The 23,754-nt window shown below is 30.2% G+C and carries 26 protein-coding genes and 1 tRNA gene; 13 read left to right on the top strand and 14 right to left on the bottom strand.

Annotated elements, in window-relative coordinates:
* Nucleotide 1: 1 nt before the first annotated feature.
* The 3 genes from KAR67_RS08675 to purN are packed head-to-tail and all read left to right on the top strand — an operon-like array spanning nt 2 to nt 2,620.
* Nucleotides 2-700 carry an NYN domain-containing protein gene (locus tag KAR67_RS08675; RefSeq protein WP_002778537.1) on the top strand — a complete coding sequence of 233 codons (699 nt, stop codon included), beginning with the start codon at nt 2-4 and terminating at the stop codon, nt 698-700.
* Entirely contained in the window at nt 684-2,054 is a 1,371-nt protein-coding gene (locus KAR67_RS08670; RefSeq protein ID WP_131235573.1) for an NAD(P)H-hydrate dehydratase, read from the top strand. Before KAR67_RS08675 ends, KAR67_RS08670 begins: the two co-directional genes overlap by 17 nt.
* Nucleotides 2,045-2,620 carry a phosphoribosylglycinamide formyltransferase gene (gene purN, locus KAR67_RS08665; protein WP_002778539.1) on the top strand — a complete coding sequence of 192 codons (576 nt, stop codon included), beginning with the start codon at nt 2,045-2,047 and terminating at the stop codon, nt 2,618-2,620. The genes KAR67_RS08670 and purN overlap by 10 nt, the downstream gene beginning before the upstream one ends.
* A 137-nt stretch (nt 2,621-2,757) precedes the next feature.
* Here purN and KAR67_RS08660 read toward each other — a convergent pair whose 3' ends face one another.
* Both KAR67_RS08660 and KAR67_RS08655 read right to left on the bottom strand, forming a co-directional pair.
* On the bottom strand, nt 2,758-2,994 hold the full coding sequence (locus tag KAR67_RS08660; protein ID WP_002778540.1) for a hypothetical protein: 237 nt from the start codon (nt 2,992-2,994) through the stop codon (nt 2,758-2,760).
* A gap of 165 nt (nt 2,995-3,159) precedes the next feature.
* The gene (locus KAR67_RS08655; protein ID WP_002778541.1) at nt 3,160-3,876 is read right to left on the bottom strand and encodes an ankyrin repeat domain-containing protein; all 717 of its coding nucleotides are present in this window, start codon (nt 3,874-3,876) and stop codon (nt 3,160-3,162) included.
* A 140-nt stretch (nt 3,877-4,016) separates the two neighbouring features.
* Between KAR67_RS08655 and KAR67_RS08650 the strand changes: the two genes are divergently transcribed.
* Genes KAR67_RS08650 through KAR67_RS08640 form a run of 3 tightly spaced genes read left to right on the top strand, consistent with a single transcriptional unit; the run spans nt 4,017 to nt 6,209 of the window.
* The gene (locus KAR67_RS08650; protein ID WP_002778542.1) at nt 4,017-4,757 is read left to right on the top strand and encodes a TerC family protein; all 741 of its coding nucleotides are present in this window, start codon (nt 4,017-4,019) and stop codon (nt 4,755-4,757) included.
* Nucleotides 4,758-4,806: 49 nt separating this feature from the next.
* Nucleotides 4,807-5,016: an alkylphosphonate utilization protein gene (locus KAR67_RS08645; protein WP_002780086.1), complete on the top strand. Its 210-nt coding sequence runs from the start codon at nt 4,807-4,809 to the stop codon at nt 5,014-5,016.
* Nucleotides 5,017-5,024: 8 nt separating this feature from the next.
* Entirely contained in the window at nt 5,025-6,209 is a 1,185-nt protein-coding gene (locus KAR67_RS08640) for a serine/threonine protein phosphatase (RefSeq protein ID WP_002790604.1), read from the top strand.
* 11 nt (nt 6,210-6,220) lie between these two features.
* Here the strand turns inward: KAR67_RS08640 and KAR67_RS08635 are convergent, their stop codons facing one another.
* Nucleotides 6,221-7,582 (bottom strand): hemolysin family protein, encoded by a 1,362-nt coding sequence (locus KAR67_RS08635; protein WP_002780082.1) that lies wholly within the window; start codon nt 7,580-7,582, stop codon nt 6,221-6,223.
* Nucleotides 7,583-7,699: 117 nt separating this feature from the next.
* On the opposite strand from KAR67_RS08635, the gene KAR67_RS08630 reads away from it, so the two are divergent.
* Complete coding sequence (locus KAR67_RS08630; RefSeq protein WP_131235572.1) at nt 7,700-8,827, top strand: MFS transporter; 1,128 nt, start codon at nt 7,700-7,702, stop codon at nt 8,825-8,827.
* Here KAR67_RS08630 and KAR67_RS08625 read toward each other — a convergent pair.
* The 6 genes from KAR67_RS08625 to KAR67_RS08600 are packed head-to-tail and all read right to left on the bottom strand — an operon-like array spanning nt 8,818 to nt 15,142.
* Entirely contained in the window at nt 8,818-10,038 is a 1,221-nt protein-coding gene (locus KAR67_RS08625; protein ID WP_002793769.1) for a putative transporter, read from the bottom strand. The two genes, KAR67_RS08630 and KAR67_RS08625, sit on opposite strands and share 10 nt — an antisense overlap.
* Nucleotides 10,039-10,093: 55 nt before the next feature.
* Nucleotides 10,094-10,840, bottom strand: a complete 747-nt coding sequence (locus KAR67_RS08620; protein WP_002785466.1) for an energy transducer TonB — start codon at nt 10,838-10,840, stop codon at nt 10,094-10,096.
* A gap of 2 nt (nt 10,841-10,842) precedes the next feature.
* Nucleotides 10,843-11,253, bottom strand: a complete 411-nt coding sequence (locus tag KAR67_RS08615) for a biopolymer transporter ExbD (protein WP_131235571.1) — start codon at nt 11,251-11,253, stop codon at nt 10,843-10,845.
* Nucleotides 11,240-12,001 carry a MotA/TolQ/ExbB proton channel family protein gene (locus KAR67_RS08610; RefSeq protein WP_002778559.1) on the bottom strand — a complete coding sequence of 254 codons (762 nt, stop codon included), beginning with the start codon at nt 11,999-12,001 and terminating at the stop codon, nt 11,240-11,242. The genes KAR67_RS08615 and KAR67_RS08610 overlap by 14 nt, the downstream gene beginning before the upstream one ends.
* A 12-nt stretch (nt 12,002-12,013) precedes the next feature.
* The gene (locus tag KAR67_RS08605; RefSeq protein ID WP_002788768.1) at nt 12,014-14,290 is read right to left on the bottom strand and encodes a TonB-dependent receptor; all 2,277 of its coding nucleotides are present in this window, start codon (nt 14,288-14,290) and stop codon (nt 12,014-12,016) included.
* A gap of 9 nt (nt 14,291-14,299) precedes the next feature.
* Nucleotides 14,300-15,142 carry a ChaN family lipoprotein gene (locus tag KAR67_RS08600; RefSeq protein WP_002826909.1) on the bottom strand — a complete coding sequence of 281 codons (843 nt, stop codon included), beginning with the start codon at nt 15,140-15,142 and terminating at the stop codon, nt 14,300-14,302.
* Nucleotides 15,143-15,386: 244 nt separating this feature from the next.
* On the opposite strand from KAR67_RS08600, the gene KAR67_RS08595 reads away from it, so the two are divergent.
* The 5 genes from KAR67_RS08595 to KAR67_RS08575 are packed head-to-tail and all read left to right on the top strand — an operon-like array spanning nt 15,387 to nt 20,263.
* Nucleotides 15,387-15,509: a hypothetical protein gene (locus tag KAR67_RS08595; protein WP_002778566.1), complete on the top strand. Its 123-nt coding sequence runs from the start codon at nt 15,387-15,389 to the stop codon at nt 15,507-15,509.
* Nucleotides 15,510-16,514, top strand: a complete 1,005-nt coding sequence (locus KAR67_RS08590; RefSeq protein WP_002778568.1) for a Fe(3+) ABC transporter substrate-binding protein — start codon at nt 15,510-15,512, stop codon at nt 16,512-16,514. It abuts the gene before it with no gap.
* Nucleotides 16,514-18,130, top strand: a complete 1,617-nt coding sequence (locus tag KAR67_RS08585) for an iron ABC transporter permease (protein WP_002806319.1) — start codon at nt 16,514-16,516, stop codon at nt 18,128-18,130. The genes KAR67_RS08590 and KAR67_RS08585 overlap by 1 nt, the downstream gene beginning before the upstream one ends.
* Nucleotides 18,114-19,022: an ABC transporter ATP-binding protein gene (locus KAR67_RS08580; protein ID WP_072212050.1), complete on the top strand. Its 909-nt coding sequence runs from the start codon at nt 18,114-18,116 to the stop codon at nt 19,020-19,022. Before KAR67_RS08585 ends, KAR67_RS08580 begins: the two co-directional genes overlap by 17 nt.
* Nucleotides 19,023-19,057: 35 nt before the next feature.
* Nucleotides 19,058-20,263, top strand: coding sequence for a saccharopine dehydrogenase family protein (locus tag KAR67_RS08575; protein WP_002778575.1), 1,206 nt, complete (start codon nt 19,058-19,060; stop codon nt 20,261-20,263).
* 26 nt (nt 20,264-20,289) lie between these two features.
* Here the strand turns inward: KAR67_RS08575 and sodB are convergent, their stop codons facing one another.
* The 4 genes from sodB to KAR67_RS08555 all read right to left on the bottom strand — a co-directional run bounded on the left by sodB (nt 20,290) and on the right by KAR67_RS08555 (nt 22,125).
* Nucleotides 20,290-20,952, bottom strand: a complete 663-nt coding sequence (gene sodB / locus KAR67_RS08570) for a superoxide dismutase [Fe] (RefSeq protein WP_002778576.1) — start codon at nt 20,950-20,952, stop codon at nt 20,290-20,292.
* A gap of 105 nt (nt 20,953-21,057) precedes the next feature.
* Nucleotides 21,058-21,324, bottom strand: a complete 267-nt coding sequence (locus KAR67_RS08565; protein WP_002833342.1) for a hypothetical protein — start codon at nt 21,322-21,324, stop codon at nt 21,058-21,060.
* Between the two features lie 157 nt (nt 21,325-21,481).
* Nucleotides 21,482-21,889 (bottom strand): hypothetical protein, encoded by a 408-nt coding sequence (locus KAR67_RS08560; RefSeq protein ID WP_002831460.1) that lies wholly within the window; start codon nt 21,887-21,889, stop codon nt 21,482-21,484.
* 161 nt (nt 21,890-22,050) lie between these two features.
* Nucleotides 22,051-22,125, bottom strand: a tRNA-Glu gene (locus KAR67_RS08555).
* A 172-nt stretch (nt 22,126-22,297) separates the two neighbouring features.
* Between KAR67_RS08555 and KAR67_RS08550 the strand changes: the two genes are divergently transcribed.
* Nucleotides 22,298-22,861 carry a manganese efflux pump MntP family protein gene (locus KAR67_RS08550; RefSeq protein ID WP_002778585.1) on the top strand — a complete coding sequence of 188 codons (564 nt, stop codon included), beginning with the start codon at nt 22,298-22,300 and terminating at the stop codon, nt 22,859-22,861.
* Here the strand turns inward: KAR67_RS08550 and miaA are convergent.
* Entirely contained in the window at nt 22,847-23,716 is an 870-nt protein-coding gene (gene miaA / locus KAR67_RS08545; protein WP_002781500.1) for a tRNA (adenosine(37)-N6)-dimethylallyltransferase MiaA, read from the bottom strand. The two genes, KAR67_RS08550 and miaA, sit on opposite strands and share 15 nt — an antisense overlap.
* Between the last annotated feature and the right edge of the window lie 38 nt (nt 23,717-23,754).

The following is a 23,754-nucleotide window of genomic DNA, read 5'->3' as shown; positions in this document are numbered from 1 at the left end:
ATTGGAAAATAAAAGCATAGCTATTTTTATCGATGCGGAAAATATACCCGCAAAATACGCAAAAAGTATTTTTGATATCGCTTCGGATTATGGTGAAATAATTATCAAGCGTATTTATGGAGATTGGACTCAAAAAAATATTCAAGCTTGGAAAGAGCAAATTGCTGAGTATTCTTTAATCGCTATGCAACAGTTTAATTTCGCAGCAAATAAAAATTCAAGTGATATGTATTTAATCACTGAAATTATGAGTATATTTTATGAGAAAGATATTGATATTTTTGTCATTGTTTCTAGCGATAGTGACTATACCTCGCTCATTCAAAAGCTAAGAGAAAACAAAAAGCAAGTTATAGGAATGGGTCTTGAAAAGTCTATAAAATCTTATGTAAACGCTTTTAGTGAGTTTTTTTACCTTGATCAAGATGAAAACAAAAAAGAAGATATTTTAAGCAAGGATTATTTAAGAGCTTTGATCAATATCACAGAACAACTCATCGATGAAAAAGGACGCGCCGAATACGCGCAAATTCGCACCAATATGAACCGCAAATATTCTGATTTTAATCCGCAAAATTATGGCTTTAAAAATTTTCGTGCTTTAATTCAGAAATTTTTACCCAAAATGAAAAAATTTGAAGAAGAGCGAGAAAAAAATATTTATTTTCTGGTGAAAAAAGATTATGAAAACTATTACTGATGATATTAAAACTTTAGAACAAAATGCTATAAATAAAGGCTTAGATGAGCTTATTTTAATGGAAAACGCAGGATTAAATTTAGCTAAGCTTATTAAAAAAGAAGCAAAAAAAATTCGCAAACAATACAAGATAAAGAAAGTAAAAATACTTTTTTTATTGGGCGGAGGCAATAACGCTGCTGATGGCCTAGTAGCTTTAAGAAATTTAAAGCATGCAAAAGCTTATAAACTAGGCTTTAAAGAAAATGAAATTTTTAAAAAACAAGAGCAAATTTTAAAAAATTTTGGTTTTAAATTTGCAAAAAAAGAGCCTAAATTTAAAAAATTTCATATTATTGTTGATTGTATCTTAGGCACAGGAACAAACCGCGAAGTAGATGAAAAAACAAAAGAAATTTTAGAAAAGGTAAATCAAAGTAAAGCTTTAAAAATAGCTTGTGACATACCTACAAATTTGGGTTTTACTCCTTGTTTTAAAGCTGATATCACGCAGTGTATGGGAGCTTTAAAAGAAATTTTGCTTGAGGATTTTGCTAAAGAATTTGTAGGCAAAATCAAACTCGCAAACCTAGGTATTAATGCTAAAAAATTTAGTCTTGATTCCAAAGCTTTTTTACTTGAAGAAAAAGATTTAAAAACCATAGAAAGAAATACAAACTCCAATAAAGGAAATTTCGGTCATATCTATATAATAGCTAGTGCAAGTGCAGGAACCCTAGCAGGACTTGGGGCTTTAAATTTTGGTAGCGGGCTTGTATCCTTAGTTGCAAAAAAAAGTTTTTCACCTCTTTTAATATTAAAAGAAAAGATTGAAGATAATGCAAGTGCCATTGCTTTAGGTATGGGACTTGAAAATTTAGATATTTTAAAAGATGAGATTTTGCAAAATATTCCTTTGGTTTTGGATGCAAATTGCTTTTTAAGTGAAGCTGTGCTTTGGTATCTAAGTAGAAAAGATGTAGTCATCACCCCGCATCCAAAAGAATTTATAAGACTTTATAAAATGTGTTTTGATGAGGATTTAAGTATAGAAGATTTGCAAAGAAATCGCTTTTTTTATGCTAAAAAATTTGCACAAAATTATGATTGTGTTCTTGTTTTAAAGGGTGTAAATCCTATCATCATACAAAAAGAAAAAATCTTTGTTGTAAATCTTGGAAATGAAGCTTTAGCAAAAGGCGGAAGTGGCGATGTTTTAAGCGGTATGATAGCTGCGCTTTTAGGGGTAAAATTCAGCGCTTTGGAAGCGGCTAAAAATGCTTGTTTAGCACACGCTCTTGTGGCTAAAAAATATAAATTTAACAAAAACAGCTTCGATGCAATAAAACTTATAAAAGGATTAAAATGCTTGTAAAATTAGCGGTACTTTTTAGTGGAAATGGAAGTAATTTACAAAATATCTTAGAAAAACTTCATAAAAAAACTATAGGTAAAAACACCTATGAAGTCGTGCTTTGTCTTTGCAATAAAAAAGATGCTTATGGGATACAAAGAGCTAAAAACTTTGACCTTGAAAGCGTGATCATTGAACACAAAGATTATAAAAACAGAGAAGAATTTGACGAAATTTTGGTAAAAAAAATCAAAGAAAGCGGAGCAGATCTTACTATCTTGGCTGGATTTATGCGAATTTTAAGCCCTGTTTTTACAAAAAATATCAAAGCAATCAATCTTCATCCATCTTTACTGCCCCTTTTTAAAGGAGCTCATGCTATCAAAGAAAGCTATGAAAGCGATATGAAAGTAGCTGGAGTGAGTGTGCATTGGGTAAATGAAGAATTAGATGGAGGAAAAATCATCGCTCAAAAGGCTTTTGAAAAACAAAATTTAACCTTTGAAGAATTTGAAGCAAAAATTCATGGCCTAGAGCATGAAATTTTACCCTTAAGTGTAGTAGAAATTTTTGAAAATTGTCATTAAGTTAAGATATTTTATCGCTAAATTTTAGAAAATTAAATTTACTTGAGTGTTTTATCGGTATTTACTTTTAAAATTTTTTAAAGCATATAAAAAATCTCTAATATCGCTTACTTGATCTGTTACCCATTCATCTACACTCATTTTTTCATCATCTTCATCATCTTCATATCCCTCCTCATCTTCATCATATCCATAAAGTGAGGATCATCATAAAGCTCAATTTCCCAATCACTTAACTCACATTCTACATCATCAATGAAATTTTTAAGAGTTGCACCTTCAAAATCTTTTTTATCGTATTCTAAAACAGTGATTAGATTAGGCGGTAAGGTAACTTTATATTGTTCATCAACTTTTAAATTACCATTTTCCACTAGATTTTTATATTCGTAGCTTAAAACATTGCCTATAAAAGCTCTTGCTTCATGTTTTTTTAAGCCATCTATGGCACCTTTTAATAACTATCATTTTTAAGATAGTATTCAAATATTTGTTGCATATCTTCATCTAATAAATTTTTATTTTCCATTGTTGCTCCTTTAATTTTTTTGTAGGTTTTCTTTTTCCTTATCCTTTCTTATAGCTTCATTTAATAAATCACAATATTCATTACGATCTTCATAATCCTTATAAAAGATATTAAATTTCTTTTCAAGTTGATCGGAAGTCATTGCACCTGCAGCTTTTAAAAGTTTTCTATTTCTAGCTCCTTCGGCTTGATCTAAAGGTGTCGTTAAATAGGGAACAAAATTAACATTAGCTCCAAGCTCTATTAGAAGTTGCACGGTTCTGTAATTTCCTGACTCTTTCACTGCTTCAAATAAGGGTGTATCCTGATATTTATAGATTGATTCAAACTCATATTCTTCCATATCCACATTAGCCCCTCCTTTGATGGCAAGCTCTAGAAATTTATAATCATTATTACTAGCCCAAAAATGTATAGGAGACCAGCCTGTATCTTCGCGATACACTTCAAATTTAGCTCCATGATTTGCTAGGTATTGGATAATTTGGGGGTTTGGATTTCTAACTTTTAGGATATACCTATAGATTAAAGCTTCTTTGTAAATGCTAGGATTATCTTCCATATATCTTACTACAATATATTTATCATTAGCTTCTTTGATATATTTCATATCTGCAAAGCGAAAATTATATTTAGGATCTTTTAGACTTAAGCCATACTCATCAAATAAATAATCTAAAATAGAAAAATCATTATTATTTGCTCCACAAGTGCGAGCTGCTCTCATAACTCATAGCCTTAATATCTTCTAATGTTTTCATTGTTTTTCCTTGTAAAAATTTAATTATATGTTATATCAAAATATTTAATATTTGCTTTGAAATTATAAAATTACACTTTAAAAAATTTCAAATTTTAAGGAAGCTTATGTTCGAGTGGATTTTTAGTGCTGAAATGTGGATCGCTCTAGCGACTTTGATTGGCTTAGAGATTGTTTTAGGGATAGATAATATCATTTTTATCGCTATTTTGGTAGGAAGACTCCCTAAGGAAAAAAGACAAAGAGCAAGAATTTTTGGTTTAAGTTTGGCGATGATTACGCGTTTGTTATTGCTCCTTTCTTTATTTTGGATTATGAAACTTACAACTCCGCTTTTTAGCGTATTTTCACAAGAAATTTCAGGAAGGGATATTATTTTGATCTTAGGTGGATTATTTTTGATAGCAAAATCCACACTAGAAATTCATCATGATATCGATAATGCCGGAGAAAAAAGCGATGAAGAGGTTTTAAAAGAGGGAGCTAAAAGAGGATTTTTTAGCATATTGATACAAATTGCTGTTTTAGATATTGTTTTTTCACTCGACTCGGTTATTACTGCTGTAGGTATGGTTAATAATATAGAAATTATGATGATTGCAGTGGTTGTAGCTGTTTTTGTAATGATGCTTGCAAGCAAAAGTATCTCAAATTTCGTTGATGATAATCCAACGATTAAGATTTTAGCTCTAGCATTTTTGATTTTAGTTGGTGTAACTTTAGTTGCCGAAGGTTTGGATTTTCATATTTCAAAAACTTATGTATATTTTGCTATGGCTTTTTCTTTGGGTGTAGAATCCATCAATATCTATATCAAAAAGAAGCGCTTAGCTCAAGAAAAATCTTAGAAAATGATGATAAAATATACAATGATATAAAAATTTAAAAAGGAAAAAAATGCCTAAAGATGCAAATGGAACAGAATTAAATGCTGGAGATAGCGTAAGCGTGATAAAAGATTTAAAAGTTAAAGGTGCTAGCACTACTTTAAAACGCGGAACAACGATAAAAAATATCAAACTTACTTCTAAAGAAAATGAAATTGAAGCTAAAGTAGATAAATTTGGCGTTATTGTACTAAAGACTGAATTTTTAAAGAAAATTTAGGAAAGAATTTGCGTATTTTACTTATTTTAAGGGGGAATTACTACGCAGGACAAGAAGAATTTATCAAAGAAAATCGCTTAAAAGATTACACTCTTGATCTAAATTCTTTGCGTTTGCTTTCAGGAAGTGTAAGTAAAATCGTAAGTAAATATAAAAATTTAAATCTAAAAAATGATGAAGAATTATATAAAATTTTACTTCAATTTTTAGAAATGCGTATGCAAAAAGGTGAATTTTGCATCATTAACGCTTATAATGAAACCCTTAAGGTTTATAAAGAACTAGCTAAGCAATATCGCTATGATATTTATATTATAGATTTTAAAAGCTCTTTAGAAGAATGTCTTAGAAAAAACGAGCAAAAAGCCAAAGAGCGTGGCTATATAGTCTCACAATCACTTTTAAAAAAAACCCATCACCTGCTTGAAAGAATTCCTAAAAAATATACGATTTTAAATCCTAATGATTGGAAAAAATGCCTTTATCAAATGCCTAATCTTAGTAAGTATAGGAAAATTCACCACATAGGCGATATTCAAGGCTGCTTTAGCATCTTAAAAGAATATCTACAAGAGCTCGAAGATGATGAATGCTATATCTTTTTAGGGGATTATATCGATAGAGGCATAGAAAATGGCAAGGTCTTAAAATTCTTGCTTAAAATTTGTGAAAGAGAGAATGTATATTTACTTGAAGGAAATCACGAAAGACATTTGATAAAATGGGCCAATGGAGAACTATCAAGCTCTAAAGAATTTAACGAAAATACACTCAAAGATTTTAGAAAAGAAAAACTCACGCCTAGGGATGCTAGAAAGTTTTATCCTTACTTAAAAGAATGTCTGTACTATAAATTTCATGAAAAACAAGTTTTTTGCTCGCATGGCGGGGTAAATCTTTTACCTTCTAAGGCTTATCAAATAAGCTTTATGCCAAGTTATGATTTTATTTATGGCGTAGGAAATTATGAAGAGAGTCAAAAAGTAGCAAGTCAGTTTTGTGAATTTACAAAAGACAATGTTTATCAAATCTTTGGACATAGAAACCGCACAAAATTGCCTGTGCAAATAGAAAAAAGAGTATTTTTGTGCGAAGGTAAAGTAGATGATGGGGGACATTTGCGTATAGTAACTTTAGACAAAAAAGGTTTTGAGTGTATAGAACTTAAAAATAAAGTTTATAGAAAGAAATAAGCCAAAAAGGCTTATTCTTCATCTTTGTTGGTTTTTTTAACCACCTTAACACGCTCTATAGAATTACCATCCATTTTTTTAACTTCATAGTAACAAAGCTCATCTTCAATGCGATCACCCGCTACGGGCAAGCGCCCTAGAAGATTAAACACATAGCCACCTATCGTTACTTGCTCTAAATCCTCATCATAGCTTATCAAAAGCATTTCTTCAACGGTTTCTATATCGCAACGACCTTGGAATTCATAGATGTTTTCAGCAAGTTTTTTATAGCTGTCTTCCTCATTTTCACTTTTAATCTCACCGATAATTTCTTCCATGATATCTTCCATGGTTAAAATTCCAGCTGTTCCACCGTATTCATCAATCACAAGTGCAGTGTGAGAACGCTCTTTATTCATCATCACAAGAACTTTTGAAATGCTAATATTTTCAGGAACTAAAATCAAAGGCTTAACAAAAGTATCTAAATTTTCACTCTTATCACTAAGCTCATTTTGCACTATATCTCGTATATGTATCATACCTAAAATAGTATCTTTAGAACCATCTATATATGGAAAACGCGTATGCTTATGATCGCAAATGATTTGCATATTTTCAGCATAAGTTTTTTGTTTATTTAGACAAATCATATCTTTACGAGGCGTCATCACTTCTTTTGCAACAGTATCTGAAAAATCAACCGCATTGCGGATAATTTCAGTTTCAAATTCATCCAAAACACCGCCTTTTTGGCTTTCGCTTGCTATGATTTTAATCTCTTCTTCACTATGAGTTAACTCGCTTTCTTTGGCAGGCTTGATGCCAAAAAGCTTCAAAGTCATGGCCGCAAGAAAATCGAAAATTTTAATACAAGGCAAGAAAAGTATCCAAAACCAATGAAGAGGCCTTGCTACCCAAAGCACAGCTTTATCTGCAATAGCAATTGCAATGCTTTTTGGAACAAGCTCGCCTAAAACCACATGCAAAAGAGTGATGATACTAAAGGCGATAATAAAAGCTATAGTATGGATAATAACTCCATTAAATCCAAGATTTGCAAGAGGAATTTCCAACATTTTTGCTATAGCAGGCTCACCTATCCAACCAAGGGCTAGCGAACTTAAAGTAATTCCTAGCTGACAAGCACTAAGATAGGTATCAAGTCTTGAAGTAACTTCTAGTGCTTTTTTAGCACCTACTTTTTTTTCCTTAACCATTTCTTCAAGTTTTGAACGACGCACTTTAACAATACTAAATTCAGACAAAACGAAAAAGCCATTTAAAAGCACTAAAGCTAGTGCAATGACAACCATAAGTATAGAATATCCTGCATCAAAAGACGCTGTAGGTAAAGTTTGGTTTAAATCTAAAACCTGACTGGGGTCCAATAAAAGCTCCTTATAAATAAAATATTTAATTATACACAATTAAAAGTAAAATTTTAGCTTAAAAATGGTTTTTAAGCTAAAATTAATTTGCATTGGAGTTTAATTTAAAGCATGAAAATGCTTAAAATTCTGATTATTTTTTGTGCTACATTAACCCTATCTATTGTCTATGCTCCGCAACCTATAGCACCCTTATTGTCTAATTATTTTCATGTAAATTTGCACCAAATTTCTTGGATAATCAGTGTTACGCTTATTCCCTTAGCAATCGCACCTTTGGTTTATGGTTATTTACTTGAAATTTTTTCCTTAAAGAAAATTCTTGTTGTTTCTTTGTTTTTATGTTCTATTTTTGGTATTATTGGAAACTTAAACGATAATTTTTATTTTTTTCTATTTCTTAGATTTTTACAAGCTCTTTGTATACCTGCTATACTGACAGCACTTCTTACCTTGCTTAGTCGTTTAGAAAGCGACAATATACAAAAAAACATAGCCATTTATGTAGGTGCTACAACTTTTGGTGGTTTTGTTGGGAGGGTTTTTGGAAGTTTTTTGAGCGATCTTTTTTCTTGGCATTTTGCCTTAAATTTTTTTAGTATTTTAATGATGGTTTGTGCTTTTTTATTTTTGTTTTTTAAAGAGCATCCTATAAGCTTAAACACTCAAACTTCCTTGAGGGATTTTTTACCCTTTATCAAAGAACTTAGATTTATGGTGATATTATTTTGTGTTTTTACTATCTTTTTCTCTTTTCAAAGCATAGTAAGTTTTTTACCTTTTCATCTTAAAGAAAGCATAAAAGATATCACTCAAACACAAATTGGACTTGTTTATTTAGGATTTTTAACCGGAGTAATAAGCTCACTACTTATAGGTAAAACCATAGAAATTTTAGGCTCAAAAATTCGCACAGCTATATTTGGGTTTTTGGTTTTTATAGCGGGTTGTTTTTGTATGATAGTAGGGAATTTTTATTTTGCCTTTTTTGCTATGTTTGTATTTTGTAGCGGAATGTTTATAAGTCATTGTATATTTTCAGGGATTTTAAATTCGATTGTGGATAAAAAGGGCTTGGCTAATGGAATTTATTTGACATTTTATTATAGTGGGGGTGCTTTGGGTTCTGTATTGCCAAGTTTTTATTATGAAAGTTTTGGCTGGGAATTTTTATGTATTTTCACAGCCTTTTTACTTTTCATCGCTTTGATAATTTTTAGCAAATTTAGACATTTTTATAAATGATTTTTGTTTTTATTTTTCGCGTATTCGATATTTTTTTCAAATTCTTTTAAACGCTTATGTATACTTCTAAGTTGGGTGATAGTTGTCCAATTTGTGATAAAAACACTAAAAGAACTTCTTACTTGATCAAAAGCATTATTAATTTGCATTACAATACCAAGTCCTATAGCTCCCGCAAAAAGTCCTGGAGCCATGATTAAAAATGGAACGATAACTATCATTTGCTCAAATAAAATTAACCAAATATTAAAATATCCATAGTGCAAAAAAAGTCTTTTATAATTGAATTTAAGTCCTGTAAAAAGCTCTATCATGGTTTCATTTTTAGCGTATTCTTTGCGGTTATCTTCAGCATAAACAAGCTCTTTTCTAAAAGCTGCTTCGGCTTTTTGATTGTTGTATTCAAGTCCTGGAAGTTTAATTCCTACAAACCACGATACGATTAATCCTCCTAAAGAAATCAAAAGTGCAACATAAACAAGCAAACCATCGATGTTTTTTAAAAAATAAAAGCTAGAATTCTCACTTAAATTTGCAAATAAAGCCTTGCTTACAACATCGCTTAAAGTCCATAAAATCGGTATAAAAGCTACAAGAGTCATTAAAGCTCTTATAAAACTAAGTCCTAAGCTTTCTACAATTTTAGAAAAATTATAAGTATCTTCTTGAATTCTTTGCGAACTTCCTTCTATGTTATCATTTTTATTTTTCCAAAATTTCAAATAAGAAAAAGTCATAGCTTCACGCCACTTAAAGGCGTAAACACTAGCAAAATAAATATTAATCGTTGCAATTAAAACATAAGGAATAGCAATAGCTAAAAATACTAAAATCAAAGCATAAAAATCACTCGCAGAATAGCTTTCTTTTTCAATCATAGCCCTAGAATTAAAAAAATATTCCAATAAACTTTGATAATAATAAAGTGCGCCTTTATTGATAAAATTAGCTTTTTGGAAATTTTCTTGTGCTTTTTGATTGGCCTCTTGGATTAAACTTGCATTGTTTTCAAATTTCTCTTCCGCCTTTTGCGTTGTATTAGAATCTAAAAGCTCTATTTTTGGTTTTTGTAAAACATTATAAAAATCACTATACCATGAATTGATCGCAACATTTAAGCTTGTTTGCATATATAAGAAAAATAAAAGCAAAAAAAGCCCCAAATAAGCCCATAAAGCCCATTTTTTACTTGCAAAAAACGAAGAAAACATACCACCGCCTTAATCTCAAAACGAAAATTTTAATCAATTTTATTTAATCAAGAGTTTATTTTTTACCTAAATAGTCTTTAATATTGTAATCAATAGGCATAACAAAACTGATTTTTTCACCATCTTTCAACATTTCTTTAGGTGGTTTTGGCAAGGGAGAAGCTCTTTTAAATAAACTTAAAACTTCATCATTAAGCACTGCATAAGGGCAGGATTTTTTAAGCTCTTTACTTAAGACATTTCCACTTTCATCAATGCTTACGCGAATTCTTACAACACCTTCTTGCTTTTGCATTATCGCTTCTTGAGGATATTTTTTAAATTTAGCCAAATGAGCCATAAGCAAGGCTTGATAGCTTTTAATTTGTTCTTTAGCATTGCCACTTACTATAGTCTGTGTTTTATCTTCATTACTTTGTAGCGGAGCACTGAGCGATTCATTTTTAAATTTTGAATTTTCACTTGCATTAGCTATTTCTTTTTGGGCTTGATTTTCATCTTGTTTTTCTATCTTTTTTTGAGCTTTTAATACAGCATTTTTATCTTGGGAGTTAAGACTCATTTTTTCATCTTGTTTTTTGTTTTTATCTTGAGAATTGCTCTTTTTTTGATCGATTGAAACTTCTTTTAATTCTCCAATAGGAAGCTCTGATACCATCATAATGGAAGTAAATTCCACTCCTTGTTTAAAATCAACACCGCTTGATTTTTCTTGAGTATAGAAAGAAAAAAGAAAAAACATTAATACCAAAGCATGCAATATTAAACTCGACACCAATCCAAAAATCATACCAGATTTCATAATTAATCCACCTTCTTACTTGAAAGGGCTATTTTTCCATAGCCATTCTCTTTTAATTTTTGCATTACTTGCATAATATCTTCATACTTTACACTTTTATCAATATGAAAATAAATAATTTCTTCTTTATTACCTTTGGTTTTTATATCTAAAGCATTTGCAAGATTTTCTAGGCTTAATTTATCATCATTAATAGCCAAAGTATTATCGGTATTTAAATAAAGTATGATGGGATTTTTAAGCTTATCCTCTGCTTGCTGCGAACTCTTAGGCAGTTCTATCTTAATAGAACTTGTAATAAGAGGAGTAACAGCCATAAAAACGATCAATAATACAAGCATAATATCTATAAAAGGAGTTATATTGATCTCACTTAACTCCTTTTCTTTGTGAGCCATTTCAGTTTTTATCATTAAAATAACTCCTATGAAAAAGTATATAGACAAAATTTGCAAGCTCATCTAAATGGTGCATAAGTTTTAAATTTTTTCTTGTAAGATAATTATAAAAAAGCACCGCAGGGATAGCAGCTATCAAGCCAAAAGCTGTAGCAAACAAGGCTTCAGCTATACCCGGTGCAACGACTGCTAAGGAGGCATTACCAAGATTGGCTATACCTATAAATGCATTCATAATCCCCCAAACTGTTCCAAAAAGCCCTATAAAAGGTGCACTAGCGCCTATGCTTGCAAGCAAGCTCAAGCCATTTTTGCTTGCTGTGATTTGTTTTGAGATGGTATTTTGCAAGCGCAATTCTATACGCTCTTTTATATGATCATTTTTATATTCACTTTTTTCAAGCTCATCTTGAATTTCTAAAGATAAAACACCTGCAAAACCTTTTGTCTGATCTAATTCATTGAGATTTTTTAATTCTTTTATCTTGTGTATAGAGAAGTCTAAATTTTTCTTCATAAAATAAAATTGCATAAGCTTAGAAATAAAAACCGCCCATGCTAAAACAGAAAATAAAACCAATATATAAATAACACCTTTTACCACCTCATCAGCGTTTTGATAAAGACTAGAAAGAGAAAGCTCTATTTTTGGTACTTCGGCTTCTATTTTAGGAGAATCAAAAGATAAATTTGTATCTGTTACATTCACTTCAGCATTTAAATTTAACAATAAAAAACAAAATAAAAATATTTTTTTTAGCATTTATATATTTCCTTAATATTTATATTCAAAACTTACTATAAAGGTGCGACCGCGAGCAGAGTTGTTATAAATATAAATAGGATCAAATAACCCTCCAGCATTTTGGTTTTCCCCTGTGTTGTAAGAGTAAAGTGCATCCATATAGTTTTTGTCAAATAAATTTTGTACTTCTGCTTTGATTGTAAAGTTTTTCAAAATTTTATAATTTGCATAAAGATCAACAATAGTTGGTATTTTTGGCAATTCATCTGTAGTTTTAAGCGGAGCCATAGCATCAGGATTGCTTGGATCATCATCTAAGCTACCTACAGGAACTATTCTCTTTGCTTTTCCTGTGTATTTAGCAAGAGCTCCTAGAGTTAGCTTTTCTTCAAATAATCTTACACCCATATCAAGATTAGCATAATGCTCTGGAAGTTGGGCAAATTGACTTTGGCCTGATTGTGCACCCCCAAATTCTAAAGATTCTGTATCTGAAAATTTATGCTTGGATTTTTGATAAGTATAAGATAGTATAGAATAAAAAAATCCCGTATCGTATTTAAATTCAAGTTCAACCCCGTGAAATTTAGCTTTTTCATCATCATTTAATTGCATAAGAAAGATAGCATCGTCAGCTTTTTGCCAATATCTTCTATTGTAAATATAATTTTTTACCTTAGTATCATAATAAAGCATTTTAAAACCTAAAGTATCGCTATCATTTAAAATTTCATGTGTAAAAGAATTAAAACCGATTTGATAAGTATCTGCACTTTCAGCCTTTAAAAATGTGTTCATATTATGCTCAAAACTTGCATCATGGGTGAAAAAATACTCTTGGACATTTGGAATTCTATGGCTTTTAGAATAAGAAATAAAAGGATTAAAAAGCGGATGGATATCTGCTGAAAGCATCAAAGAATAATTAAAATTATTGTAATCCTTTTCTAAATTTGTCGCATTTTTTGGCTGGCAATAAGGATTAGCCATGCTACAAATTCCTTTATATCCACTTAATTGCGCATTAGTCCAATTGATATTAGAATTTAAGGTGAAAATTCCTTTTGTAAAACTCGTATCCAAATAAAGGGTTTTGATATCTTGTTTTCCTTTAGGATAAAAACTGGTTAAAATATAAGGCAAAAGCACTCTATCTTGTGGAAAATCATTACTATAATGATTGTTTAAAATATTAACCCCATAAGTAAAATACAAATTTGAATCTTGTGAAAATTCTTTATTCATGGTATTACTAAGATCAAAAGTTACCGCTCGATTTTTAGTCTTAACTCCACTCATATCGTGATAACCCCAAGTGCTGCCTTGATTATACTTTTGCTTTCCATCATTGTAAGCAAATAAAAACTTTAGATCCAAAAGATTAGAATCAGGATTTAAACGATAATCAATTTGATAGGTATCATTTGTAATCTTTCTACCCGCAAGATTGTTCTTATAAGCTCTATAGTTTAAAATCGCCTCACTAATATCGGATTTGTATTCTACTTTAAAGAGTTGACTTCTAGGCTGATTATAAAGATTATTTGGGTTTATAGGTGCTGCTAAATTATCATCTGGAATGCCATCATCATCAGTGTCAAATGGGGGTTTTTGATCGCCTATATAGCCTCCACCTCCAATTTTATAATTTTGAGAAACATTTTGCCCACTATAAGCAAATAAAATGCCTAAATTAGCATTATTTTCTAACATAGTTTTTCCTGCTATAGCACCCATAAAATTAGGTCCTATAGCATTGCTACCATAAGAGTATTTTCCCAAAAAACCAAAAACTCTTCCTTCTTGTACTATATCATCTACGCCTATAGTTCTAAAATTAGCCGAACCCATTAAAGCATTAGCTCCATTTGCCCCGCTAAAAGTTCCACGATTAACATCTAAGGCGACTAAAAAATTTTTATCTATTGGGGCTGTAAAACTTGAAGTTCCAATTTGCCCATGAAAGCTATCATCACTTGCAGAACCAAAAAAAGTTTGAGTTACACCATCAATTTGTGTATTTACTCTTCCAAGTCCTGTCATACCGCGAATATTTACTGAAACTCCCCCTTGTGCTTGATCTACTTGAGTATAAGCACCAGGAACACTACGCACTATAGAATCTATACTTTGAGTGTTTGAATTTAAATTATCTCTTGTGCTTGTTGCTCCGGGAGTTACAAAGGGTTTTTCATCGTTTTTGATTTTTGAGCCTGAAATTTCAAGACTATCAAATTCTAATTCTTCGGAAAAAGCAAAATTAGCAAAACATAAACCCATAACACAAAATAAACTTAATTTTTTCATTATTCTCCTTTAATAATAAATAAAAGTATAATCACTGTCTTTTAAATCTCTTTCTCCATAGTTTAAATTCACCACGACTATTTTTTTATCACTTTTAAAATCTTGTATATGTAAAGGAATTCCTATTTTCTTGCTTGTATGATAGCTCCCAGCTAACAATAAAACCTTGTTTGTATGATGAACCAATACATCAGCCATTCGCCTGTCTTTAAATTGTTGAATTTCTACTAATTTATCTAGTAATTCTTTATTTTCTTGAGGATTTAATTTATGACTTAAGGATATAATGTCAAAAATTTGTTTTTTTACTTCATTTGTGGTTGAAACATAGCCCTTTAAAGGCTGAACTCCATTATAAATACTTGTAATTTCTGAGCGTGAAAGATTTGCGCCTAATATTTTTGCTCTTGAATAAAAAACTGCATTGACAAATTGATCATAATCTTTCCATTTCCAGCCCTTATCCCAATTTAACGCATTAGTAAGTTCATTGGTTTTAATGGTTTTTTTATTTTTAAAAGCTTTATCTAAGTGATTTTGCTCTGTGCTTGCTAACATTTCTAAAGCCACATCAAAGCTTATATTTTGAGAACTTAAATTTCCTTCTAAGGCATTAAAAATCATAACTTGGCTTATCTTGTGCTTTGCTTCATCGTGTTTTTCGCCAAGCAGTATCACATCTGCTTTTAATAATTCTACAATCATATCTTCAAAAGAAATCTTTTTTTGAGTATGAGTATCAAGTATATAAAAATCTTTGTTTTCTTGAAGTGGAGATGGTTTTTGCAAAACAGCACAAGCACTTAACATAAAGCTTATAAATAATGTGCTTAACATGGTATAAAATTTCATTATTATTTCTACTTTCTTTGTGGTTTATTTTTGATATTGAATATTAATATTTTATATATAAAAATACTCTTAAATATTTATATTAAATTTAATTATTTATAATTAATATCAAAATTAATTATAATAAAATGAAAATACTTATCATTAGAAAAATCATTAAGTTACTTTATATTTACTTTTTAATATTAATATCCTTTATCAAAAATTAGTCTAATTTTAATCACAAAAAAAAAGGGGAGAAATAATGAAAAAATTAGTTTTATTTTTATTTTGCTTAGGTTTTGCATTTGCGTGCTCTGAACACTCTAATGCTGATTTTAAAGATCATGATAAAACTAAATATAATTCTCAATATAAGGACAAATAAATGAAAAAAATCTTTTCTTTATGTTTATTAGGTTTTTCTTTACTAGGTGCTGCAGAACTTAACATTTACTCGGCAAGACATTATGATGCTGATTTTCAGATTATAAAAAAATTTGAGGAAAAAACAGGCATTAAAGTTAATCATACTCAAGCTAAAGCTTCAGAACTCATCAAAAGACTTTCGCTTGAAGGAAGCAATTCGCCTGCTGATATTTTTATAACAGCCGATATATCCAATCTTACAGAAGCAAAAAATTCTGGACTTTTAAGCCCTGTTAAATCAAAATATTTAGAAGATACTATACCCGCTCATTTAAGAGATAAAGATGGGGAATGGTTTGCGATTACAAAAAGAGCAAGAATTATTGCTTACAATAAAAATGCAAACACTGACATTAGCAAAATGAAAAACTATGAAGATTTGGCTAAGCCTGAATTTAAAGGACAAATCGTTATGAGAAGTGCTACAGCTCCTTATAGCAAAACTCTTTTAGCTTCTATTATAGCTAATGATGGAGATGAAAACGCTAAAGTATGGGCTAAGGGTGTGCTTGACAATCTTGCAACCAAACCAAAGGGTGGAGATAGGGATCAAGCCAGACAAGTTTTTGCAGGTGAGGCTAAATTTGCTGTTATGAATACTTATTATATAGGGCTTTTAAAAAATTCTAAAAATCCAAAAGATGTAGAAGTTGGAAATTCCTTAGGTATTATTTTTCCAAATCAAGACAATAGAGGAACTCATATAAATATCAGCGGTATTGCTATGACAAAATCAAGCAAAAATCAAGAAGCAGCTAAGAAGTTTATGGAATTTATGCTAACTCCAGAAATTCAAAAAATTCTCACTGATAGCAATTATGAATTTCCTATAAGAAACGATGTAGAATTAAGCCAAACGGTAAAAGATTTTGGAACTTTTAAAGAAGATCAAATACCTGTGAGTCAAATAGCAGAAAAGGTTAAAGAGGCTGTTAAAATTTATGATCAAGTCGGTTTTAGATAATGCTTAAAACCCTAAAGTATTACAAGATAGGGGCAATTTTACTTGCCCTTTTTCTTACTCTACCTATTTTTGGCATCTTTGCTGAGCTTTTTTATATTCTTTTTCAAAATTTCAATACAAGCAATTTGGCTGAAATTTCATCCATTAAAGAAAATTTGAGTCATTTTTTTGATTATTTGTTTTTAAAATTCATCAAAGATACTTTGATAGTTAGTATAGGGGTGTTATTACTAAGCTTGATTTTAGGTGTAAGTAGTGCTTATTTGATGGCAAATTATAATTTTTACTTTTGTAGGATTTTAGAAAAATTACTCATTTTACCCTTGGCAATACCTGCTTATATTTTAGCTTTTGTATATGTTGGAATTATGGATTTTCAGGGCTTTTTTCATGAAGTTTTTGGTTTTAGGATAGATTTTTTCAACCACTATGGAGTTATTTTTGTCTTAGGAATTTCTTTATATCCTTATATTTACTTATTTGCCAAAACTGCTTTTAAAAGCGAAGCCATAGAAGCTTATGAAGTAGCTAAAATTATGGGATATTCTGAATTTAGAATTTTTTCACGCATCATGCTTTTAAGTGCAAGACCTGCTATTTTTTCTGGAGCTTTGCTTGTGTTGATGGAAACTTTAAGCGACTATGGAGCTTCGGCTTATTTGGGGGTAGATACCTTTTCGGCAGGGATTTTTAAACTCTGGTATGATTTGAATGATTCTTATTCATCTAGTATTTTGTCAGGAATTTTGATGATTTTTGTTTTTTTAATCATGTATATAGATTATTATTATAAAAACAAGCATCATTATAGTTTTAATCAAAATTTAACTCTTTTTATCAAAAAAAGGAAATTAAGTCATATAAAGCAAATTTTAGCCTGTTTTTATTGTTTTATCATCGCTTTATTAGGATTTATCTTGCCTTTTATATGGCTTGTTTATTGGGGGCTAAAAGATTTTAAACTTTTTGAAGCAGAATTTTATATCATTAGTTTTCAAACCATTATATTGGCTTTCATCACAGCTTTGATTACGACTTTACTGGCTTATTTTTTAATGTTTAGCTCAAGAATCATAAAAAATAACTTTTTCAGCCTATGTATTCTTAAGCTAAGTTCTTTGGGTTATTCTATACCTGCGGCTGCCTTAGGAATTAGCATGATTGTCCTTTTCGTGTTTTTAGATAAAATTTTTCATCTTAATTTATTAGGCACTTCATTGATTATTTTAGTTTTTGCTTATATTATTCGTTTTCTAGCGAGTGCAATTTATTCTTTAGAAGGGGGTTATAATAAAATCCATCTTAACACCGATGAAGCAAGTTTAAATTTAAGGCCGAGTTATTTGATCTTATTTTTTAAAATTCATACTCCTTTAATGAAACATTTTTTATTTTTGGCTTTTATCATTGTTTTTATCGATACCATAAAAGAGCTTCCTTTGAGTAGAATTTTAGCTCCTTTTGGTTTTGAAACTCTAAGTGTAAAAGCTTTTTGGTTTGCAAGTGATGAGAGAATTTATGATGCTGCTTTGCCTTCGCTGCTCATTGTTTTACTTTCTTTAATAGTTGTTATTTGGATGGATAAAATCACAAGGAAAGATGATGTTAGAAATTAAAAACCTATCAAAAAATTTTGGCAAAATACAAGCTTTAAAAAATATCAATCTTCATGTTAAAGAAGGAGAATTTTTAAGCATTTTAGGAGGGAGCGGAAGTGGTAAAAGTACACTTTTAAGAATCATCGCCCAACTAGAACAAGCGAGCTCTTGTGAATTTTTAAAATGCAAGGGCGAAGTGGCGATGATGTTTCAAAACTATGCTTTATTTCCCCATTTAAATGTTGAAAAAAATATACTTTTTGCACTCTATGATAAAAAAGATAAAAAACAAATTTTAGAGGATTTGTTAAAAACCTTTGAAATTGAAAATTTAAGATATAAGAAAATTGATGAAATTTCGGGCGGACAAGCGCAAAGAGTGGCTTTTGCTAGAGCAGTAGCAAGAGGCTGTAAACTTTTGCTTTTAGATGAACCTTTTTCTAATTTAGATCAGAATTTAAAACAAGACTTAAGAAGAGAGCTAAAAAAACTCATACAAAAACAAAAAATTACAGCCATTATGGTAACTCACGATATCGAGGATGCTTATTGTATGTCTGATAAAATCGCCTTTCTTGATAAAGGAGAAATTCTAGCTCATGCAGATCCTAAAGAGCTTTATTTTAAGCCTAATCATAAAAGTGCTAGAATTTTACCTGATTTAAATATCATAGAAGAAGAGCTTGATTTAGAAGATGAATTTTTTCAGTGGATTGCTTCAAAAAATTATACTTTTGGCTATGCAGAACTTAAAATAGGAAATCGTTTTGAAGCTACAATTTTGCAAAAAGAATTTTTAGGAGCTTTTTATAGACTCAAAGTAAGATATAAAAATATAGATTTTTTTATGTTGCTCAGCTCAAATTACACGCTAAAAGAAAAAATAAATTTTGATATTATCAATTTTTAGCTAAAATTCCTAAAATTTCTTTAAGGACACGACCAATGAAAAATCTTTTAATTATAGGCGCAGGCGGGGTAAGTCGCGTAGCTACCGTAAAATGCGCAATGAATTCAGATACCTTTAGTAAAATCACTCTAGCAAGTAGAACCAAAAGCAAATGCGATGAAATTGCTAGTTTTATCAAAGAGCGTCTAGGAGTAGAAATTCAAACCGCACAAATTGATGCAGATGATAGCGATGCGGTTGTAGAGCTTATTAAAAAAACAGGGGCGCAAATTTTGCTTAATGTAGCTTTGCCTTATCAGGATTTAAGCTTGATGGATGCTTGCATAAAAGCAGGAATTGATTATGTTGATACAGCAAACTATGAGCATCCAGATCTAGCTAAATTTGAGTATAAAGAACAATGGGCAAGAAATGATAAATTTAAAGAAGCAGGAATTTTAGGACTTTTAGGAAGTGGGTTTGATCCTGGCGTTACAAATGTTTTTTGTGCTTATGCGCAGCAAAATTTATTTGATGAAATTTCTTATATAGATATTTTAGATTGTAACGCAGGCGATCATGGCTATGCTTTTGCGACTAATTTTAATCCCGAAATCAATCTTAGAGAAGTTTCTGCTAAGGGACGCTACTGGGAAAAAGGCGAGTGGATAGAAACACAACCGATGGAAATAAAAATGGAATGGGATTATCCTGAAGTAGGCGTAAAAGATAGTTACTTACTTTATCACGAAGAGCTTGAAAGCTTGGTAAAAAATATCAAGGGCTTGAAGAGAATTCGCTTTTTTATGACTTTTGGACAAAGTTATTTAACTCATATGAAATGCCTTGAAAATGTTGGAATGCTAGGTATAAAACCTGTGATGCATCAAGGTAAAGAAATCATTCCTATAGAATTTTTAAAAACCCTACTTCCTGATCCTGCAAGTTTAGGTCCTCGCACAAAAGGTTATACCAATATAGGTTGTGTAATCCGTGGTATAAAAGATGGCAAAGACAGACAAGTTTATATTTATAATGTTTGCAATCACGAAGAATGTTATAAAGAAACCGGCGCACAAGCGGTAAGCTACACTACAGGAGTTCCTGCGATGATAGGTACAAAACTAATCGCTAAAGGAATTTGGCAAGGAAAAGGTGTGTTTAATATGGAAGAATTTGACGCAAAACCTTTTATGGATGAGCTTAATTCTCAAGGACTTCCATGGAAGATTATCGAAATGACTCCAAGTTTAGGAGAGTAAAAAGGCATCTTTTAAGATGCCTTGTATTATTTTACAGGATGAAGTTCGTTTGCGTAAAAGCTAACTGATCCCATACCTTCTTTTAAAGCCCATTCATAAGCTTTTGCTACAAATTCCCAGTTAATATGAGCATAGAATTTTTCTAAATACGCAGGACGCGCATTACGATGATCTACATAATAAGCATGCTCCCAAACATCCACAACAAGTAAAGGAACTTTATCTTCAGTGATAGGTGTAGCTGCATTTGAAGTACCCACAAATTCTAATTTTTGATTTTTAGTATTATAAACTAACCAAAACCAACCTGAACCAAAAACCCCTGTCGCACCTTTGATAAATTCAGCTTTGAAATTCTCTAAAGAACCAAATTCTTTTTCTAAAGCTGCTTGTAAATTAGCATCCATACTTTGGCATGAGCCACCACAGCCACAGCCTGTGATCGGTTTAATGCAATCAAAATAAAAATCATGATTATAAACTTGAGCAGCATTGTTAAATACTCCACCACTTGAACTTTTAATAATGCTTACAAGATCTTTACTTGCAAATTCAGTATCTTTGATAAGATTATTAAGATTTGTTACATAAGTATTGTGGTGTTTTCCATGATGATAACTAAAAGTTTCAGCACTTAAAAAATCACCAAAAGCATTGGTATCATAAGGTAATTTTCTTAATTCAAACATAATTTCTCCTTTAATTTAGTAGTTTGACAAAATATTGTAGCATAAAAATTATATAAAAAGACTAAGAAAGTCTTTAATTATTTCTTTAAATTTCCAAGACATTTTTTAAGAGAAAAAATTAAGAATTTTATGAAAATTATCTTTTTTAATACCTACAAAAACAAGATAAATATCTACAAGCTTCCAAATGCTAGCAACAACAAACATTAAAGCAAAAATGGCAAAATAATCTATAAAAATCGAATGGCTCTCATCTAACAATGCTATAAAAGCAGCAAAAGTAGCAAATAAAGGTATTATAAAAAAAGCTAATTTAATACAAGCTAACAAGATATCGCCCTTATAAAATCTATCAACCCCAAATAATCCCACAGTTATACTTAATACAAGGCCAACCAAAGGATTTTTAAGAGAGATAGCATAAAGAGCACTTAGATCTTTTTGGCTTTTTTTAATTCTTCCTCTAAGATAAATAGCCTTTCTTCGGGAATCTTATCTTTAAATATGAGCAATATCGTTTTATCTTGCTTCATTGTAAAACTTCAAAAATTTTTTTAAGATTATTTTGACAAATATCTTTCCATACCAAAAAATAATCCAAAATCACCCAAACACTTAGTATGAAAAATAAATTTATAAAAATCAGCATAGTGCTTTCATCATTTTTATCTTCTGCTATTATTAAACCTATAGAAACAAGTATTGCTGATATGATTTTAAGTATACCTAAAATTATATTGCCATTATAAATTCTATCTAAACCAGGAAGCAAAAAAGCAAATAAAAGTCCATATAGGGGATTTTTCAGTTTGATAAATAAAAGCTTTTCTTTTTGTTCTTCGCTTGCTTTTTCTAAACTTTCCTTAAGAAAAATTAAAGAATCCTTTGGAATTTTATCTTTAAAATATAACAAGAAAAAATTGGTATCATGGCTCATTTGTTTATTAATCCTCATCATTCTAATAAAACAAAAAATTCTACAAATAAAATTCTTATAAGTTTATAAATCCATTTTTATGAAAAACAATAAAAATATTAAGTAAAAATCCTAAAGAACATCTATGATTGATTTCGGAAATATTAAAAAAAGGATTTAAGTGGTGACCCATACGAGACTCGAACTCGTGTTACCGCCGTGAAAGGGCGATGTCCTAACCGCTAGACGAATGGGCCACTTTTAAAAGGAGTAAAAATAAAAACGAAGTTGAATTATATATTTTTTATTCTTAAAGTTTAATTAAATATAATCCACTGCTATAAATTTTTAATCATAATTTCATTAAAAAAATTAATTAAGAAATTTTTATTATAATTCTCAACTTTTACATCTTTCATAGGAGTTGTCATGGATTTTTATAGTCTTATTCTTTTATCCTGTGCACTAGCGATGGATGCTTTTGCTGTATCTTTATGTAAGGGATTTAGTGTTAAAAAATTGAATTTAAAACACTATATTATTACAGGAGTTTATTTTGGTGGTTTTCAAGCTTTAATGCCAGCTATTGGATATGCTATAGGCATCACTTTTGCATCTTTTATTGCAAGTATTGATCATTGGATAGCCTTTGTTTTACTTTCTTTAATTGGGCTAAAAATGATTAAAGAATCTTTTGAGAATGAAAATTGCGACACCAATTCAAATCAATTTGGATTTAAAATCATGTTTGCCTTAGCTGTAGCTACAAGTGTTGATGCCTTAGCTATAGGAGTTAGCTTTGCCTTTTTAGATGTTGATTTGTTTTTGGCATTATTTTTAATAGGCTCTATTACTTTTATCTTATGTGCTATTGCTTTAGAATTAGGCAATAAATTTGGCACTCGCTTTAGAAACAAAGCTGAATTTTTAGGGGGAGCTGTTTTGATAATCTTAGGGATAAAAATTTTAGTTGAGCATTTATTCTTTAGCTAAAAATTTATTTCTAAGTAACTCTAGGGCTTTAGAAAATTCCAAAGGAGTGCTTTGGAATTTTTTATTAAAAGTTCTTTGACGCTTGGCAAGCTGTGATGTATGTATACTAATCAAACTTTCAAGCTCTTTTAAAGAAATTTGATTTTCTAAATACTCTTTGCATTCCTTAAGCCCTATAGAATTTAATGCTTTAAGATTGTTATCAAAATTTGAAAAAAGCATTCTTGCTTCTTCTATAAGCCCATTATCAATCATTTCTTTTGTTCTTGCTTCTATGCGTTTTCTTAGAATTTCTCTATCCCATACAAGCTCATAAATTTCAATATCCTTAAGCACCCCATCTTTTTGTGTCTTTTTTAAAAAATCACTAGGAATTTCATTTGTACTTTCATAAATACTTAGCCATTTTTTAAGACGATAAGTATCATTTTTTTCTATTTTATAAGCCGGATCAATTTTTAATAAAAGAGCATAAATTTCATCATTACTTAAAGTGCTAGTCGTATCTTGAATTTTTTGACTTAAACCATCTATCATCGTTTTTAGATAAAAACCTGTTCCACCTACTATAATCAAAGGCAAATCATTTATAAGAGCAAATTCTTTTGCTTTTTGGTATTCTCTTATAAATAATTCTACATTAAAATGCTCATCAACACTTAATAAATTTACTCCAAAATAGTTTAAATTTGCAAGCTCATCTTTAGATGGCTTGGCATTGGCTATATTGATTTCTTTATAAACACAAAGACTATCAAGGCTTAAAACCACTGCATTAAATTCTTTAGCTAAGGCATTTGCTATATAAGTCTTTCCACTGGCAGTGGTTCCTATAAGTGCGATTTGAAAAAACATGTGATAATTTATCCTAAAATTTATGAAAATTTTAGTAA

Source organism: Campylobacter sp. JH32, from assembly GCF_017846535.1.
Taxonomy (GTDB): Bacteria; Campylobacterota; Campylobacteria; order Campylobacterales; family Campylobacteraceae; genus Campylobacter_D; species Campylobacter_D coli.
The sequence above is the reverse complement of the archived record's forward strand: the minus strand, read 5'-3'. Positions and strand labels throughout refer to the sequence as shown.

Bases quoted from the DNA above. Each gene is read 5' to 3' on its own strand.
- KAR67_RS08610 (WP_002778559.1), bottom strand. From the start codon at position 12,001: ATGCTAAAAAAAATATTTTTATTTTGTTTTTTATTGTTAAATTTAAAT.
- KAR67_RS08650 (WP_002778542.1), top strand. From the start codon at position 4,017: ATGTTCGAGTGGATTTTTAGTGCTGAAATGTGGATCGCTCTAGCGACT.
- KAR67_RS08575 (WP_002778575.1), top strand. From the start codon at position 19,058: ATGAAAAATCTTTTAATTATAGGCGCAGGCGGGGTAAGTCGCGTAGCT.
- sodB (WP_002778576.1), bottom strand. From the start codon at position 20,952: ATGTTTGAATTAAGAAAATTACCTTATGATACCAATGCTTTTGGTGAT.
- KAR67_RS08605 (WP_002788768.1), bottom strand. From the start codon at position 14,290: ATGAAAAAATTAAGTTTATTTTGTGTTATGGGTTTATGTTTTGCTAAT.
- KAR67_RS08600 (WP_002826909.1), bottom strand. From the start codon at position 15,142: ATGAAATTTTATACCATGTTAAGCACATTATTTATAAGCTTTATGTTA.
- KAR67_RS08550 (WP_002778585.1), top strand. From the start codon at position 22,298: ATGGATTTTTATAGTCTTATTCTTTTATCCTGTGCACTAGCGATGGAT.
- KAR67_RS08590 (WP_002778568.1), top strand. From the start codon at position 15,510: ATGAAAAAAATCTTTTCTTTATGTTTATTAGGTTTTTCTTTACTAGGT.
- KAR67_RS08625 (WP_002793769.1), bottom strand. From the start codon at position 10,038: ATGTTTTCTTCGTTTTTTGCAAGTAAAAAATGGGCTTTATGGGCTTAT.
- KAR67_RS08595 (WP_002778566.1), top strand. From the start codon at position 15,387: ATGAAAAAATTAGTTTTATTTTTATTTTGCTTAGGTTTTGCATTTGCG.
- miaA (WP_002781500.1), bottom strand. From the start codon at position 23,716: ATGTTTTTTCAAATCGCACTTATAGGAACCACTGCCAGTGGAAAGACT.
- KAR67_RS08645 (WP_002780086.1), top strand. From the start codon at position 4,807: ATGCCTAAAGATGCAAATGGAACAGAATTAAATGCTGGAGATAGCGTA.
- KAR67_RS08655 (WP_002778541.1), bottom strand. From the start codon at position 3,876: ATGAGAGCAGCTCGCACTTGTGGAGCAAATAATAATGATTTTTCTATT.
- KAR67_RS08585 (WP_002806319.1), top strand. From the start codon at position 16,514: ATGCTTAAAACCCTAAAGTATTACAAGATAGGGGCAATTTTACTTGCC.
- KAR67_RS08580 (WP_072212050.1), top strand. From the start codon at position 18,114: ATGATGTTAGAAATTAAAAACCTATCAAAAAATTTTGGCAAAATACAA.
- KAR67_RS08615 (WP_131235571.1), bottom strand. From the start codon at position 11,253: ATGATAAAAACTGAAATGGCTCACAAAGAAAAGGAGTTAAGTGAGATC.
- KAR67_RS08630 (WP_131235572.1), top strand. From the start codon at position 7,700: ATGCTTAAAATTCTGATTATTTTTTGTGCTACATTAACCCTATCTATT.
- KAR67_RS08670 (WP_131235573.1), top strand. From the start codon at position 684: ATGAAAACTATTACTGATGATATTAAAACTTTAGAACAAAATGCTATA.
- purN (WP_002778539.1), top strand. From the start codon at position 2,045: ATGCTTGTAAAATTAGCGGTACTTTTTAGTGGAAATGGAAGTAATTTA.
- KAR67_RS08620 (WP_002785466.1), bottom strand. From the start codon at position 10,840: ATGAAATCTGGTATGATTTTTGGATTGGTGTCGAGTTTAATATTGCAT.
- KAR67_RS08560 (WP_002831460.1), bottom strand. From the start codon at position 21,889: ATGAGCCATGATACCAATTTTTTCTTGTTATATTTTAAAGATAAAATT.